Source organism: Aquitalea sp. USM4 (assembly GCF_004328945.1).
Taxonomy (GTDB): domain Bacteria; phylum Pseudomonadota; class Gammaproteobacteria; order Burkholderiales; family Chromobacteriaceae; genus Aquitalea; species Aquitalea pelogenes.
Genome location: NZ_CP029539.1, coordinates 1,748,079 through 1,762,798, shown reverse-complemented (window position 1 = coordinate 1,762,798; position 14,720 = coordinate 1,748,079). Strand labels below are relative to the sequence as shown.

Here is a 14,720-nt window from a genome sequence, read left to right as displayed (position 1 = left end):
GTCACGGTGTGGTGATGTAAGCGCCGGATACTTGCCCGCATCCACCTTGAGGGAGGAGCGCGCATGCAACTGGACATCTCGCACGACCCGGCACGGCTGGACCGCGCCATGATCCTGCAATTCCTCACCACCCAGGCGCACTGGGCCAGCGGCATGGATGCTGCGCTGCTGGAACGCGCCATCCAGCATTCCTTGATCATTGCCGCCTATCAGCAGCAGCGGCAGATCGGCTTTGCCCGGGTGATTACCGATTACGCCAGCTTTGCCTATCTGTCTGATGTCTTCGTGCTGCCCGACTGGCGCGGTCAGGGCGTGGGACAGGCGATGATCCGCGCCGCACAGGATCATCCGCAATTGCAACAGTTACGCCGTTTCTTGCTGGTTTCGCGTGATGCCGGCGGCTTTTACCGCCAGCTGGGTTTTACGCCCTTGCAACACGGGGAACGCTATATGGAATGGCAGCGCGGTGCAGCAGAAGGGCGCTGGCTGCGTGGCCACCGCGCCCAGCCCAAGGCAGACCAGGCGGCCTGATCAGGGCAGCAGGTCGGGCCGCGCACCCGGATGCTGCTTGACCACACTCCATGGCAGCACACTCCATTCCGGATATTCGCAAGCACGCGCCACGCGGGCGAAAGACGGCCCCAGCGTCAGCCCCTGCGGCGTGGCATACCAGCTGACAAACTGCCACACCTGCGGGTCGCGGTAATCGCACTCGTCCTCCTTGCCCGGCTTGGTTTGTGCCGGATACAGCCGCGTCATGGTGCTCACCAGCCAGGGCGCCAGTACCTTCTCCTCGTACTGATAGTCAGCCCGCTCGCCACTGGCCTTACGCGCCAGTTGCGGTTTGCCCTTGCCTGCCCATAGCAGGTCTTCAAGTTGCAGCGGCTTGCCGCTGGCTACCTCCAGCGTCAGCGGATTATCAGCAAAATCAGGATGCGCGCCACCACAGTAATAGCTGGTGAAAATACTGACACTCAGCAGCTTGCTACCCAGCAGACGCGGCGTCACGGTTTGTTCGAAGTCGGCCCCGGCAGTCCGTGCGCCGCCCAGCTGGCAGTCAAAATAACTGGCGACTTCCTGCCACTGCCGCTCGGCCAGCAACTGGTTGATGCGCTGCAGGCTGGCCTGTGGATAACCATCCACCACGCGGAACAGGCGGATCTTGCTGACCGGCTCGTCCCACCATTGCAGGGTATAACCCTGCACCCGCTCGCGCTTGCCGGCCTTGAGTGGCAAGTCCACCATGCGGGCATAGTCGTAGCCGGAACGCTGGCGCACCGGATTGAGCGCGCTATCGCTACTGGCCGGCCACTGCGCCTGAGGATAGGCACTCAGGCTGACCGGCACCGGCTTGGCAGCCTTGGGACCATGCCACTCCCCCACCCAGCCACCGTTTTGCGGGCGCAGGGTAATATCATTGCGCTGTTCGTCGTATTGCAGGTTTTCACCCAGTTGCAGGCTGCCATCAGCCTGCTGCTTGCCGGTGAGGGCGATATCGCGGTGATGCTTGCGATAGAAATAGCGCCCCTCCACCGCACCGTCCTTGGCAATGTCCAGCTCCATCACCACCGCAGCCTGTCCCACCTTGCCTTGCAATAACTGCGGTGCCGCCAGCACACCGTGCGCCAGTGTCAGCAACAGTAACCCACCCAGCTTGCGCATCATCCTTACCCCCTTCTTCAAGCACACCGTGCCACAGCGGCACAATGCTGTCAGTACAGCACAGAAAACGATAGCCTGCAGGCAGCATGCAAGCTGGCAGAGACCGCAAGCTGCCCATAGCGGCGGACAAGGCCTGCCCGGCGTGAGCGCACCGTTGCCAAAGCAGTCGGCTTGCGCTACAGATTAGGAAAGAGAACAACACACAGCCCTTTACCAGCCGGCCACCCGTTCGCGGGTTGCACGCAACAGGATTCATCTGCCATGAGTCTGCCAGGCAATTATCTGGATGGTCGCAGCCAGATCGGCAAAGCCGTGATGCTGCAACGCAATGTCCATCATCTGGTGTTCACCGACGGGGTGCACACGCATCGCTATCCGGCACGGGAGGTCAGTTTTCACCCCGGACGGGCCGGTCGGCCAGACCGGCTGCAATTGCCGGACGGCGGCATTATCGAAGTGGCCAGCGCCTATCAATGCCAGCAACTGACCGGCCACCTGCCACTGGCCGCGCGCCTGCTGGAGGGCCTGCGGCGCTGCTGGCCGCAGCTGCGGCTGGCTGGCTTGCTGTTGTTGCTGCTGGCCTGCTGGTTTGGCTACCGCAACGGCCTGCCCTGGCTTGCCAGCGAAGCGGCACGCCGCACCCCGCCAGCGGTGGAACAGGCGATGGCCAGCGCCACCCTGGGCCTGCTGGAGAAAACCAGCACGTTGCGCCCTTCCCGCTTGCCGGACAGCCGTCAGCAAGCACTGCAACAGCAATTGCAGCAGCTGGTGCCGGGCAACAGCCCCTATCGTTATCACTTGCAGCTGGTGGATGCGCGCGAGCTGGGTCCGGACATCATCCCCTTGCCCGGCGGGCAAATCATTGTCACCGACCAGCTGGTACGCAATAGCAAAAGCCCGCTGGAAATGCAGGCCATGCTGGCCCATGCGGTGGGCCATATCGAGGCGCGGCATGGCTTGCGCGGCCTGATCCGCTCCGGTGGCGTGTCGCTGGCAGTCAATCTGTTTGGTGGCGACCGCTCGACCCTGCTGGCCGTGGCACCCATTCTGCTGGCGGACATGAAATATCCGGCCGACTTTGAGGCCGAGGCCGACGCCTATGCCAGTCGCCTGCTGGGTACACAAAGCCTGTGCGCGCGTGATGCCTTGCTCGTGCGGCTGGACGGGCCGGACCATAGCGCCGCCGCCCTGCTGGCCGCCCACCCCGGCAACCGCCAGGCAGACACGGCCAGCCACTGCGCGGCGCAGGCTGGCTGAGGACTCAGGGCTGACGCAAATCGTGGTGATGCTGCCACCAGCGCCAGCGCAAGCGCATGTCGTACCACACCGGGCGCAAGCCCAGCGCAAACAGCAGCAAGGCCAGCGGCAGGGTAAAGGCATAGCCCAGATGCTTGAAACCCAGCGCACCCACCACACCGCCCAGGAAGAAGGCCGTCAGAATCATGCTGTATACCCACAGCCGGCTGCGGTTGGATTTGATGTCTTTGATCTTGGGGCTGTGCAGATGGTTGTAGTAACTCATCTTGGTCAGTTCGATACCGATATCGGTGGCAATGCCGGTCATGTGGGTGGAGCGCAGCAGGCCGCCGGACAGCTTGGTGACAATGGTGTTGTGCATGCCCATGATGAAACACAGCAGCATCACGGTGGGAGGCGTGAACAAGCCCTTGTGGCTGGCCAGCCCGGCCCCCAGCACGCCAAACAGCAGCAGGAAACCGGCCTCTTCCATCATCGACACCCCATAGCCACCGCGCAGGCGCTGGCGTCTGGCCCACAGGATCAGCCAGGTGGAGTGCATGGCACCGCCAATGAAGCACAGCAGCATGATCAGCATGGACAGCGACAGGCGGACTTCACCCAGAGCCAGGTCGTCGGCCATGCCGGACACCACCCCGGATACATGCGAGGTGTAACGCTGCACCGCCAGGAAACCACCGGCATTGAGCGCGCCGGCAATAAAGGCCATTGAGCCGCCCAGCTGACGCAGGACGCGGTCGTTGAACGCGCCACGGTCCAGCAGGCGGGTGATATTGCTTGAACGTCGGGACATAGCGAACCATGAAAAAACGGCAAGGCGGGACAACCGCCATTGCCGTTCATCATCCATCCTGCAAGCCCCTGCTGACAAGCCTGATTGCCAGCGCGCTTGCGGCAGCGCAATGCTTTGGCGTTGCGCCCTGCTTCGTCAGTACCGCTTAGGTCGGCAACAGCACACCGTCTTGACCGCCGCGATTAATGGCAAGGCTGCAAGGCAATCCCAGGTGTGAGACGCTTTTGCAGCGCTTGCAGACGCTCGGCCTGCTGCGGCTCCAGCGCCTTGAAGCTGAGCACCGTCGCGGCAGACTTCTGCCCTTTCTGCTCGATGGCCACCTTGTCAAAGCCTGCGGCTTTCACCCTTGCCTGCATGGCCTTGGCAGCAGACTCCTGGCCGAACAGGCCAAGCGATACGCTGCCCTTGAATTCCGCGCTGTGCACGATGTAATTGTCAAAACCCTTGTCTTTCAATTCGGCAGACAGCGTCTGGGTTTCAGACTGCGTAGCCAGCGGCGGGTGATAGACCCAGAACTTGCCATTGCCCTTGGCCTCGCCCTTGCTGCTTTCCACCAGTTGCTCGGGCTTGAGCTTGAGGCCGGGCAAACCACCCTTCACCCGGGTCAGCAGCCTGGCATCCAGCGTGCCCCAGTCGTAGCAGGCCAATGCCTTGCTCGGCTCGGCCTTGATGGCTTCGGTCTTGGGTTTTTCAGCCGTTTTCCCGGCGGGCTTTTCCACCGGCTTGGCTGGCGGCAGGTTCTTTGCTTCAGCCTTGGCGGTGGCTGCCGATGCCTCAGCCTTGGCCGGTTTGGCGGCCACCGGCTGCGACGCAGCCTTGCTGAGGTCTTCCGGCTTCAGCGCTTCGGTTTGCGGCATGGATGCCAACACCTTCAGCGGCGCACTGGCCTCACCGGCCGGGGCGGAGGCCGGCTGCCAGTCGGCCGGTAACAGCTTGACCTGCTCCGGGCTGATTTCCTGCGCATGCACGTCCGCCGGCGGGCGTTGCTTGAAGCTGCCATAACCGGCCACCGCCAGATTCAGCACCACAATCAGTACCAGAAACCACTTCATGATTCGCACGCTACTCTCAAGAGTCCCATCAGCACGAGATTATCCACGATCGTCGCCGGGACGGCGAGTTGCGCAGCAATGGAGGCGGCATCGCCACCGGTCAGCAGCAGCTGCGGCCCGGTGCGCCCGGTATGCACAGCCAGCTGCTGGCACATGCGCTCGATGGCACCACACTGGGCTGCCAGCACACCACTGGCCAGCGCGTCTTCAGTGCCTTGCGGGAAGGCTGTCACCTGGCCTGCAATGCGGTCCAGCTGGGCGGTTCCCTGCGCCAGGCTGCGCAGCATCAGCGCCTGACCGGGCAAAATCATTCCGCCCAGATAATCGCCTTCTGCACTAAGGGCTTCCACCGTCAGTGCCGTACCGGCACAGGCCACCACCACATCACCGGCACACAGGCTGCGGGCTGCCAGCACCGCCAGCCAGCGGTCAGCGCCCTGCTCGGCGGGATTGCGGTAGTGATTGCGCACATCGGCAAAGCTGGCTGCAGAGCGCACCCATTGCACCGGACAGGGGGCGGCCTGGGTGATGGCATCGGCCACCGCCGGACGGGCCACTGATGCGGCGTAAACGCTGTCTACCGGCCAGGCAGCCCATTGCGTGGCCAGCTGTGCAATCTGCTCATGACTGACCGCACCTTGTGCCTGCCAGCATTCGCCATCATGTACGCCCCATTTCAGGCGGCTGTTGCCTGCATCCAGCAGCAGCTTCATGCGCGGCTCCGCAGGCTGACTTCACCGGCATGGAAGATACGCAGGCTGCCATCTGCCATTTCCACTTGCAGCGCACCGTTTTCCGCTACGCCTCGGGCAATGCCGTCCACCGGTTCGCCATGGGAAAAACTCAGCCGCACCGGTGCGTTTTCGTGGCTGGAGCAGCGAATCCAGTCTTCGCGGAAAGCAGCAAAGCCTTCGCGGTTGAAGGTATCCAGTACCACGGCCAGTTCGCTGAGCAAGGCAGCCAGCAACTGGTTGCGCCCCAGCTGGATGCCCGCTTCGGCCAGCGAGGCCACCGGCTGATCCACTGCGCCGGGGTTGTCGATATTCAGGCCGATGCCGATGACCACCGCAGCCGGCCCCAGCGCATCGCCTGATAGCTCGATCAGGATGCCCGCCAGCTTGCGGCCATTGAGCAGCACATCATTGGGCCATTTGAGTTGCACCGGCACGGCCAGCCGGTGCAGGGCACGCGCCAGCGCCAGGCCCACCGCCAGCGACAGGCCGGCCAGTTCGGCCAGCCCGCGGTCAAAGCGCCACAGCAGCGAGAAGGTCAGCCCTGCGCCCAGCCGGTTTTGCCAGCGTCGCCCCAGTCGGCCACGGCCTGCGGTCTGCATTTCTGCCGCCAGCACCAGGCCGTGCAGGCCGCCGCTGGCCGCCCGCGCCATCAGCTGGCTGTTGGTGGAGTCGGTACGTTCGGTCACCGCCAGCGTGAAGGTTTCCGCTGCGGGGGAGGTCAGCGCCTCGCGCACGCGGGCAACGTCCAGCCACTCGAACGGCTCGGCCAGCTTGTAGCCCTGGCCACGCACGCTGAATACCGTCAGGCCGAATTCCTGTTCGATGGCATGCACCGCCTGCCAGATCAGTGTGCGCGAACAGCCCAGCTCGCGGGCGATGTCGGCACCGGAGTGGAAGCGGCCATCGCTGAGCTGGCGCAGTACGGCAAATGCATGTTCGCTCACGCCTGATCCTCGGCTGCGCGGATCTTGTTGATGGTTTGCGTGGTGGAGGTGGCAAACAGGAAGGGAATGGAATGCACCTGGCCGCCACGGGCCAGGGTTTCAGCGCTGCCGACAATCTTGTCCACCGCCCAGTCGCCGCCCTTGACCAGCACATCCGGCTTGACCAGCTCGATCAGCTCGGCCGGGGTGTCACTGTCAAACCAGGTCACCAGGCTGATGCTTTCCAGCGCGGCCAGCACGGCGGCCCGGTTCTGCTCGTTATTGATGGGCCGGTCCTCGCCCTTGCCCTGACGCTTGACCGAGGCATCGGTATTCAGCCCCAGCACCAGGCTGGCACCCAGCGCCCGGGCCTGTGCCAGGTAGGTGACATGACCGCGATGCAGGATGTCGAAACAGCCATTGGTGAACACGATGGGACGCGGCAATGCCGCCAGTCGCTGTGCCAGTTGTTCCGGCGGGCAGATCTTGTCTTCGAATGCAGGTGTGGGGTAGGACATGGCAAGGCCTGTAAGGAGCGTGACTGGCCGACATTATACGGTAGTCACGCCCTCAGGCTGCATGCCGACACAGAAACAATGCGCCGGAATGCGGCGGCGGCCCTACTTCCAGCAATCGGCGGTGGAATAGGTGCCGCTAGACCCTTTGTTGCCCAATGAATCCAGCGTCAGCGTGCCGCACTGGCTCTCGGGAGACTGGCTGTTGGCCGGCACCGCATTCACCTGGAAACCGGCCGGGGCCGTGCCGCTGGCCACGGTGATGTTGTACAGGATGGAGGTGCCGGTGGCCCCCAGCGGGCTGACCTGGGTGGCACCGATGTTGTACTGGTTGTTCATGGTGTAGTAACGCTCCTGCTCCTGCGCCACTTGTAACATCACGGTTTCCGCCTCGCTACGGTGGCCACGAATGATGTAGTTGCGATAGGAAGGCAGGGCAATCGCCGCCAGAATGCCGACGATGGCCACGGTGATCATCATTTCGATCAAGGTAAAACCGCTGTTTTTATCCGTCATGTTCTTGCTCACCAGGATTGAATGATTTCCCGCCAGGACAGGCGGCCATACATGGTGCTGTAGTTGGGAATCGCAACACATGTCATGGTGCCAGAGGAGCCCACAGTGCATTTGTAGTACTGGCCATTGATATAAACCGTCAATTGCCCTCCGGGAGCAATCCCGTTCATCACCATTACATTGCCAGCCAGGTCCGCACTATTCATCATGCCATTACCTGATGTGTCGTAAATGGCCGAAGTGGTACCCGCCCCGGTAGCATAGTTAAGACCAAGCTGTGCCGTACTCCCACCACTGCCGCACACACTGCTGGACGATGGAATGACGGCGGTAAAGTTAGCCAGCGTATTCTGGTACAAGGTGGGCGTGGTCACCACCCGGGCATTGGTAAAGCCGGTAGCCGTCATCGGCAGATACCAGCCATTACAACCGTAAGGTAGATAATTGCTTGCACCTGAGCAGGCAGAAATGGTCGACGTGGTCGCGTTGCTCACCGAGTAATAGGTGAGTGTATTACCGTTATTGGTACTGGTGGTGACCTGCGATCCAATGCTTTGCGCGAGCAGGTTGGCCGAAATGGTGGTCTTGCCGGACAAGGTGCCATCGTCGCGGATGCCGTACAGGGTCTGGGTATTGTTCTGGATCAGGTCATTACCCGACAGATACTGGCCGGTGCCGAAATAAACCATGTAGCCACGCAGTGGATCGCGCGTCACGGCAACACCAGATGTGATCGGCTGTAGCGTGCTGGCGGTGCACTGGGTGCCACTGGTCTGGCCGGTGGATGCGCCAGTGCAGGCGGTAAACAACGGCGCAGTCGGTGCCGTCCAGTTGCCCGGCGTAGTGGATGACAGGTCAAACTTCCACAAATTGCCGTTCAGGTCTCCGGCATAAGCTGTTTTCACCGCACCATTACTGATGATGATGCCCGGCGCGGACAAGCCATTGGGCGAAGTAGTGAGCAAGGTGGGAGTGGGCAGGTCGATACGGAAATAATTACTGCCCTTTGTCCAGGCTGTACCGGGCTGCTTGTCCAGATACAGCACGAACAGCGAGGCCGTGGTGCCGCTGCTCTGGTTGTAGCCATTGCCGAATATCACTGCCGGCCGGCCATTGGTCAGTTTGGTGATGACAGGACTGCCAATGGTATAGCCCAGCTTGGCATCATCCTTGGCCGAGAACTCCCACAGCACATTGCTGCTGCCCAGGCTGTCCACATGGGTGACATCCAGTGCATACACGCTGCTGCCACCCGCCCCGGTCGTCCCCACCACCACCGAACGGGCTTCCGGGCTGGCCAATGCCGAACCATTACTGCCATAAAGGAAGCACACATCCTTGTAGAGTGGCGAGCCGTCATTGAAGTACTGGTGCGCGTACGTGGTGGAACTCAGATTGGGCAGGCTGGGGTAAATGCTGGCAGGGAGGAACGCCGCCAGTTCATTACCCACACTGCTGCTACCGTAGGTGGCGTTGAAAATGTGCAGGAAGCCATCGTTGGCGGCTACGGCCACTGCGGCCGGCCGGGCAAAAATGGTCGCCCGGTCCGTTGCCGGACTGGACAGATTCGCATCGTAGGAACAACCGCTCGGATCCGCCGTCGGCGTGGGAATGGACACCGGCGTGGAATGCACCACATCGCCCATGCGGTAGTTGCGAGTGCGGAACTGTGGCGAAGCGGAGCTGCCCTCCTGGGTTTTGTCACCGCGCAGGTAATTCACCCGGTAAGTACCGTAACCACCGGTATTCAGCCCGGTGTACTGGAAACTGGTGGTACCGGTCGGAACATCGGTCTTGGTGCTGAGAGCGGAATACCAGGTCGTGTTGAATGCGGCACCGCTCATGGTGGTGTAGTCGTAAGTCAATACATTACGCGAGCTCACACTGTTGTTCAGCTGGGTTTCCAGTGTCTGCTTGGCCTGCCATGCCGTCGTGGCAGTCACGCTGATATTTCCGCTACTGCTGGTCGTCGTCGACAGGGTGCTGGCAATCAGATCCCCACTCCAGTCGGTGGAGTTGAATGCCGGCTGGAAGATATAACTACCGGTATACACCTTGCTGCCAGCGAAGGAACCCGCCAGGCCTGCCTGCGATGCATTGGCAGCACCGGACACTGTACTGAGCGCATTGGTAAGCGCACTCACCATGGCAGCCGGATTATTGGCCGGGGCATAGTTGGTGGGTGTGCCGGTATAACCGGTGGCCGGGCTGGGGAACACCGAAATGGAGCTGGTACCGGTAGTGGATGTGCTGCTACTGGCCGCCGACGCCCACTCCTTGGGAAGATCTGGCCAGCTATTGGCATTGGAGTCGGTAAATCCGCCATATTTTGCCGCCATGAAGAAGGCATTGCAGACATTGGAACTCCAATTGGAGGAGCATGGAGAGTTACCAACCCCTTTGTAGTTACCGCCCTCCACCACATCAATCATGAAGGAGCTGACACTGGCCGTTTTGCTGTCCCCGGACTTGGTACGGATATTGTTGGTATTCGCCCACCAGGCCATGCCGGCGATATACGGTGGCGAGTTGGTGGAACCGGTATTCACCGTCTGGTATTGGGTGCCGGTCATGCCCTCATCCGTGCCCAGGTTCTTGGTCCAGGTCGTCACGTTGAAAGCGGTATCGTCGGTCGGCACGGAAGCGCCGGACCAGCTGGAACCGGGCACATCAATATCATTGTGCGTATTGGTGTCACCAATATAAATGATGAAGTTTTTCTGGCAGGAATTCAGGATGGGATCATCCCAGTCGGTAATAGCCGGAAAGCCACCTTGCCAGCTGGTATTGGAACTGAGCGAACTGGTAAAGGTGGAGTAATTGCCGTAATTGCGGAAATAGCGCAACGCGGCATAGTACAGATGGGCGGCAGGGTCGTATTGCTTGTAACCGATATTGCTGGTGATGGTATCGCCAAACTTGTTCAGGTAATTGACTACCCCGCTATTGGACACCGCCAGGGTGCTGCCATAGGTTGTTGAGGTATCGGTGGAGGTAATGGTATGTGCAACGGCGTCGTTGGCATCCGGATTCACCACGAAAGTCCCATCGCTGTTCCACTCGGCGCCCAGCGTGTAACTGCTGCCGGATCCACCCGTCACTGCCTGGGAAATACCCGGGTATTTCAGACGTGCTCGCAAGGCGCCACCATCCTGGGTGTATTGGGTGTTCACCAGATAACTGGCAGCACCAAAACGCATCTTGCTGCCATTGGACTGAATCAGCCCTTCCGGCTTGTAATTGCTGCCATATTGCTTGCAGGTGTAAGGCGTGGTGCTGCCGGTTTCCACCATGCCGCTGACACATACTTTGGCAATGGCGTTATCAATTTCATAAGGGGTGCTGGGTTGGCTATTACTGCTGGCCCGATAAATGGACACACTCCACGGATGAGAGCCGCTACCGTAATTGGGGCCGTTGCTGAACCACACATTGGTATAGGTACTGGCATATGGCGTGACCTTGGCCAGATAATTGGTACCGCTTACCGTCAGGCCGGATACTGCCTTGCCGGTAAGGTTATAGCTCTGGTTCTGACCGGGCACCACGGCAGCACGGCGCAAATAGGTGGTGGTGGTGGAGTCGCCGGCAGAATAATCACTCACCAGCGTTGATGCTGTGGTGCTGCCCGATGACCAGCCCCCGGTTCCCAGCGCGCGGTTACCGCCGGTCAGGGTGGCACGGAAAATATCAATCGCCGTCATGGTGGCCCAGTTCAGCAAATTGCCGCTCCAGGCCGTGCCATCACAGGTATAAATCTTGTAAACAGTGGAGTTATACGTGACCGATGTCAGCGTGGCGCTGGCATAGGGCGAAAAATAGCCGGTCGATCCCGACCCGCTGTATTTGTAGCACTTGGCATAATCAAAATATCCCAGAAACGGGGTATTACCCACACCGGAAACATCCAGGCCCGCCACGCTGCTGATGGATGTCTTGGTATTGAATGCCGAACCTGCGGTCGGAAATTCCACCGACAGGGCAAACATCACGTTCGGGCCATAGGAAGAGCCGATACCGGCCAGCGGCAGGGAACCGATGGACACCGCCGAAGCAGCCTGCGCCAGCGACAGGCAGCAAGCCCACAGCAACATTCCCAACATGCCAAATCTGGTTTTCATTGCCGACTCCATTTACTTCGACGGGCGGTAAACCGACTCGGTCACCGTCACGATATTGCTGTTGAAACCAAAACCCCAGGCGGTAATCCGGTACAGATAACTTTCCGTGCTCGCATCACTGCCCGGCGCCTGATCCGGAATGGCTTCAATGGCATAGCGCGGGGCTTGCAAGCTGAAACTGCCCAGGCTGCCGCCATTCCAGGCACTGCTGGGCACCGTAGCCACCGTAGTGGGCGAGGTGGAAATCGCAGTAGAGGCCAACAAAACACTCATCGGCCCACTGGCATAGTTGGAACACAGCCCGGTGGATGCGCTATTGGGACAGCTGTTGAAACCCAGGTTGCCGCTGATCACGCCACTGGCAATCTGCCCCTCGGCATAGCGCAAGGCCGCCTCCGCGGCCTCCCGCGCCAGCAGGCCATCACGCCCGGCGCGCGCCAATCGTTCCTCTTGCTTGGACGAATAAAACGCAGTGAGGCCGATCAGCATCATGGCCACCAGCAGCACCAGCACCACCAGGAGGGCGGCCCCGCGTTGCGCAGGATTGATTGGAAGCGCTCGCATCACGACATCCTGTTGCGCAAGACAAAGGTGGAGTCATACAGGCGACGCGCCCAGCACGGATTGCTGGCACTGCACGCCACCGTGCCCGAGGCCAGCGGTGCCACCCAGGAGTTGTCGCTGGACGACACCGTTGCACCGTAATTGCTACCGAACATATTGAAGGTGGCACCACCAAAAGCCTCGGCCCGCGCCTGGTTGTAAACCGGGTCCTGCCTGGCCAGCAGTACCACACGCACCGCATACACCTTGTTCATGCTGATGGAAGCGCTGGGCGGCGTGTAATAGTCGGGCTGACCATCGCTGGCACTGTCCACACCCAGCAGCACACCGATTCGTTCGATGTTCTCCGCCACAATGCCCGATGAAACCAGACTGCTGGTCAGCGCGCTGGACAGGGCGTTGCCATTGATGTCGGTCCAGCTGACATCACACATCAGCTGCGGTCGCACCACCTGCGGACTACTGCCGGTCCCCACACCCTGAACCTTGATGTAGAAGCGGTTGGTCACAATCACATTGCTGGCCGCCGGCGACGGATTACCCAGACAATCCGGCATGGCGGTATTGGAAGAAGCCTGCGGGCCGGTGATGTAGCTGATGGTCAATTCATCGCTCTTCTGCCCCATGGCACTCAGGCTGGTGCTATTGCCATTGCTCAGGGTAAAACTGCTGGTGCCACTGGCAATACTCACCGCAGCCGATGCACTCAGGCTGATCTGGCTGAAACCATCCGACCCGGCACTACCCGATGCAGCGGCAGAATTGATGTGATTACAGGGCACCACCCAGTTACCACTGGCATTGGTGTTGCTATATGCCGCTTCATCACAATAACCCGACTGCTTCAACAGACGGCCAATCACCGCCAGGCCAATGCGGCCGTTATCTGTCATCAGCGCATTACCCGACTGCGCAGCCAGGGTCTGCTGGTTGGCAATAAAGATATTGGTCACGGCCAGCAGGATGAAAAAGCTGATGGTCACCGACACCATCAACTCCAGCATGGTGAAGCCCGCCTGAAAACGGCCACCACCATGCAATGCGGACACAGGATGCTTGCTCATGGTTTCACCAATACCGACATGGACGCGGTCGCGGTCTGCGAAGCCACACTGGTTGCCCGCTCCTGCCAGCTCACCGTCACCTGATAACCGAATGTCACACCGCCACTGGACACCTTGCTGACTGCCAATGCCGGGCTGCTCAGGCCACTGCTGGCAGCAATGGCCTGCATCTCGGCCAGATCGAAGGCCGCACGATTGGCCGGCGTGGTGGACGGACAATTGCCGGAAGCCGCATAACAATTACCGCTGTAACTGCCGGATGCAGTGGAGTAGTCCGCCGCCGCATTGGCCCGGATACGGTCTGCCAGCTGCTCGGCCACCAGTGCCGCCTGCTGACGCCCACTGCTCATGCTGGAATAGCGCAGATTATTCAGCTGCAAGGCGGCAACGCCCAGCAAGCCAATAGCCACAATCACCAGTACGACCAGCACCTCGATCATGGTCACCCCGGCCTCATGCCGGATATTTCCTGGCATGGGACGGTTCATGGACAGGTCCCCAGGTTCAGGCGCTGCGGACGGCCATTGGCCAGGATGTTGACCTGTTGCGCCATGGTCGAACTCTTGCCTGTCACATCACAAATGGCAATCTTGGTGGTGGTTGTGGCTGCCGATCCGCCAGAACCGCTGGCCTGCAATTGCAACTGGCCACCGGGCAGATACTGGAAGGCCGTGGTCGCACTCGGGGTCACGGTGACATACAAGGAAGACGGAATCGAACCATGCACTACCAGCACCCCGGAAGCCGTCGGGCTACCGGTACGCTGATAGTCAACAAAGGATACCCAGCCGGAACTCCAGCTGGATGCGTCACAACTCGGGACATTATTGCTGGTGGCCCCGGTGGAAGCGCACACCACCACAGGCACACCCATGCGCATGGCGTTGCTGCGTGCATTCAGCAAGGTCATGTCGAAATCGGTGGCAGCTTGCTTGATCCGGTTCTCCGTCACAAACTGCGACATCGACGGCAGGGCAATGGTCAGCAAAATGGCAAACACCGCCATCACCACCACCACCTCAATCAAGGTAAAGCCACGCAGGCAGCGCGTCCCGGCCATGGCGATTCTCAAGAAATTTCTACGCCATTAGCGTAAACCGTCAGCAAAACAGCAAAGAATTTTCCGACAGACGATAGTTTTTTTCTGATCAGCGGCGCGCAGAGGGCAAAAGAATCCGTTGTGCGGAGGGACGGTCTGCAGCAGGAAGGCAGTAACAGGAGTCAGGACAGCCAGCATGACGCATGGCCGTTACCGCTGCCCAAAAGCACAAAGCCCAGCTCGTTTGAGCTGGGCTTCGAAGGGGGAGTCTGGCAGTGTCCTACTTTCACATGGCGAATGCCACACTATCATCGGCGCTAAGGCGTTTCACGGTCCTGTTCGGGATGGGAAGGCGTGGGACCACCTCGCTATGGCCACCAGACATAAACTGTCAACAAACTTGAAGAAGCCTTGTGGGGAGTAGGGAGTCGGGAGTTGTCTCTGCCCGCTCTTGTTCTGCTCTCCGTTTCGGGGGTAGTT

Annotated in this window: 14 protein-coding genes and 1 rRNA gene; 2 read left to right on the top strand and 13 right to left on the bottom strand. The window is 60.5% G+C overall.

All coding sequences use genetic code 11. The annotated features are described in order from the left end of the window. The first annotated feature begins 63 nt into the window (after positions 1-63). Complete coding sequence (locus DKK66_RS08380) at positions 64-531, top strand: GNAT family N-acetyltransferase (RefSeq protein WP_131357088.1); 468 nt, start codon at positions 64-66, stop codon at positions 529-531. Here the strand turns inward: DKK66_RS08380 and DKK66_RS08375 are convergent, their stop codons facing one another. Continuing rightward, positions 532-1,665: a hypothetical protein gene (locus DKK66_RS08375; protein ID WP_242673589.1), complete on the bottom strand. Its 1,134-nt coding sequence runs from the start codon at positions 1,663-1,665 to the stop codon at positions 532-534. Between the two features lie 258 nt (positions 1,666-1,923). On the opposite strand from DKK66_RS08375, the gene DKK66_RS08370 reads away from it, so the two are divergent. After that, positions 1,924-2,919: a M48 family metallopeptidase gene (locus tag DKK66_RS08370; RefSeq protein WP_131357086.1), complete on the top strand. Its 996-nt coding sequence runs from the start codon at positions 1,924-1,926 to the stop codon at positions 2,917-2,919. A gap of 4 nt (positions 2,920-2,923) precedes the next feature. Here the strand turns inward: DKK66_RS08370 and DKK66_RS08365 are convergent, their stop codons facing one another. The 12 genes from DKK66_RS08365 to rrf form a co-directional block, all read right to left on the bottom strand. Beyond that, positions 2,924-3,712 (bottom strand): YoaK family protein, encoded by a 789-nt coding sequence (locus DKK66_RS08365; protein WP_082086342.1) that lies wholly within the window; start codon positions 3,710-3,712, stop codon positions 2,924-2,926. 182 nt (positions 3,713-3,894) lie between these two features. Then, a complete protein-coding gene (locus DKK66_RS08360; protein ID WP_131360908.1) occupies positions 3,895-4,764 on the bottom strand; it encodes an SPOR domain-containing protein in 870 nt (289 codons plus the stop codon). Further along, on the bottom strand, positions 4,761-5,477 hold the full coding sequence (locus DKK66_RS08355) for a type III pantothenate kinase (protein WP_131357083.1): 717 nt from the start codon (positions 5,475-5,477) through the stop codon (positions 4,761-4,763). Before DKK66_RS08355 ends, DKK66_RS08360 begins: the two co-directional genes overlap by 4 nt. Continuing rightward, on the bottom strand, positions 5,474-6,442 hold the full coding sequence (locus DKK66_RS08350; protein ID WP_045845847.1) for a biotin--[acetyl-CoA-carboxylase] ligase: 969 nt from the start codon (positions 6,440-6,442) through the stop codon (positions 5,474-5,476). Before DKK66_RS08350 ends, DKK66_RS08355 begins: the two co-directional genes overlap by 4 nt. Beyond that, the gene (gene rfaE2 / locus DKK66_RS08345; protein WP_062791484.1) at positions 6,439-6,939 is read right to left on the bottom strand and encodes a D-glycero-beta-D-manno-heptose 1-phosphate adenylyltransferase; all 501 of its coding nucleotides are present in this window, start codon (positions 6,937-6,939) and stop codon (positions 6,439-6,441) included. Before rfaE2 ends, DKK66_RS08350 begins: the two co-directional genes overlap by 4 nt. 102 nt (positions 6,940-7,041) lie before the next feature. Further along, a complete protein-coding gene (locus tag DKK66_RS08340) occupies positions 7,042-7,452 on the bottom strand; it encodes a type IV pilin protein (protein ID WP_045845874.1) in 411 nt (136 codons plus the stop codon). An 8-nt stretch (positions 7,453-7,460) separates the two neighbouring features. Next, the gene (locus DKK66_RS08335) at positions 7,461-11,573 is read right to left on the bottom strand and encodes a pilus assembly protein (RefSeq protein ID WP_165494131.1); all 4,113 of its coding nucleotides are present in this window, start codon (positions 11,571-11,573) and stop codon (positions 7,461-7,463) included. A gap of 12 nt (positions 11,574-11,585) precedes the next feature. After that, on the bottom strand, positions 11,586-12,137 hold the full coding sequence (locus DKK66_RS08330) for a PilX N-terminal domain-containing pilus assembly protein (protein WP_131357074.1): 552 nt from the start codon (positions 12,135-12,137) through the stop codon (positions 11,586-11,588). Then, positions 12,137-13,201: a PilW family protein gene (locus DKK66_RS08325; protein ID WP_131360906.1), complete on the bottom strand. Its 1,065-nt coding sequence runs from the start codon at positions 13,199-13,201 to the stop codon at positions 12,137-12,139. The genes DKK66_RS08330 and DKK66_RS08325 overlap by 1 nt, the downstream gene beginning before the upstream one ends. After that, a complete protein-coding gene (gene pilV / locus DKK66_RS08320; protein WP_165494130.1) occupies positions 13,198-13,677 on the bottom strand; it encodes a type IV pilus modification protein PilV in 480 nt (159 codons plus the stop codon). The genes DKK66_RS08325 and pilV overlap by 4 nt, the downstream gene beginning before the upstream one ends. An 8-nt stretch (positions 13,678-13,685) precedes the next feature. Beyond that, positions 13,686-14,273 (bottom strand): GspH/FimT family pseudopilin, encoded by a 588-nt coding sequence (locus tag DKK66_RS08315; RefSeq protein ID WP_165494129.1) that lies wholly within the window; start codon positions 14,271-14,273, stop codon positions 13,686-13,688. 234 nt (positions 14,274-14,507) lie between these two features. Further along, positions 14,508-14,622: ribosomal RNA gene (rrf, locus tag DKK66_RS08310) — 5S ribosomal RNA — on the bottom strand. Between the last annotated feature and the right edge of the window lie 98 nt (positions 14,623-14,720).

What these genes read in the sequence shown, in the direction of transcription:
- DKK66_RS08380 (WP_131357088.1), top strand. Translation starts at nt 64, where the DNA reads ATGCAACTGGACATCTCGCACGACCCGGCACGGCTGGACCGCGCCATG.
- DKK66_RS08375 (WP_242673589.1), bottom strand. Translation starts at nt 1,665, where the DNA reads ATGATGCGCAAGCTGGGTGGGTTACTGTTGCTGACACTGGCGCACGGT.
- DKK66_RS08370 (WP_131357086.1), top strand. Translation starts at nt 1,924, where the DNA reads ATGAGTCTGCCAGGCAATTATCTGGATGGTCGCAGCCAGATCGGCAAA.
- DKK66_RS08365 (WP_082086342.1), bottom strand. Translation starts at nt 3,712, where the DNA reads ATGTCCCGACGTTCAAGCAATATCACCCGCCTGCTGGACCGTGGCGCG.
- DKK66_RS08360 (WP_131360908.1), bottom strand. Translation starts at nt 4,764, where the DNA reads ATGAAGTGGTTTCTGGTACTGATTGTGGTGCTGAATCTGGCGGTGGCC.
- DKK66_RS08355 (WP_131357083.1), bottom strand. Translation starts at nt 5,477, where the DNA reads ATGAAGCTGCTGCTGGATGCAGGCAACAGCCGCCTGAAATGGGGCGTA.
- rfaE2 (WP_062791484.1), bottom strand. Translation starts at nt 6,939, where the DNA reads ATGTCCTACCCCACACCTGCATTCGAAGACAAGATCTGCCCGCCGGAA.
- DKK66_RS08340 (WP_045845874.1), bottom strand. Translation starts at nt 7,452, where the DNA reads ATGACGGATAAAAACAGCGGTTTTACCTTGATCGAAATGATGATCACC.
- DKK66_RS08335 (WP_165494131.1), bottom strand. Translation starts at nt 11,573, where the DNA reads ATGAAAACCAGATTTGGCATGTTGGGAATGTTGCTGTGGGCTTGCTGC.
- DKK66_RS08330 (WP_131357074.1), bottom strand. Translation starts at nt 12,137, where the DNA reads ATGCGAGCGCTTCCAATCAATCCTGCGCAACGCGGGGCCGCCCTCCTG.
- DKK66_RS08325 (WP_131360906.1), bottom strand. Translation starts at nt 13,201, where the DNA reads ATGAGCAAGCATCCTGTGTCCGCATTGCATGGTGGTGGCCGTTTTCAG.
- pilV (WP_165494130.1), bottom strand. Translation starts at nt 13,677, where the DNA reads ATGCCAGGAAATATCCGGCATGAGGCCGGGGTGACCATGATCGAGGTG.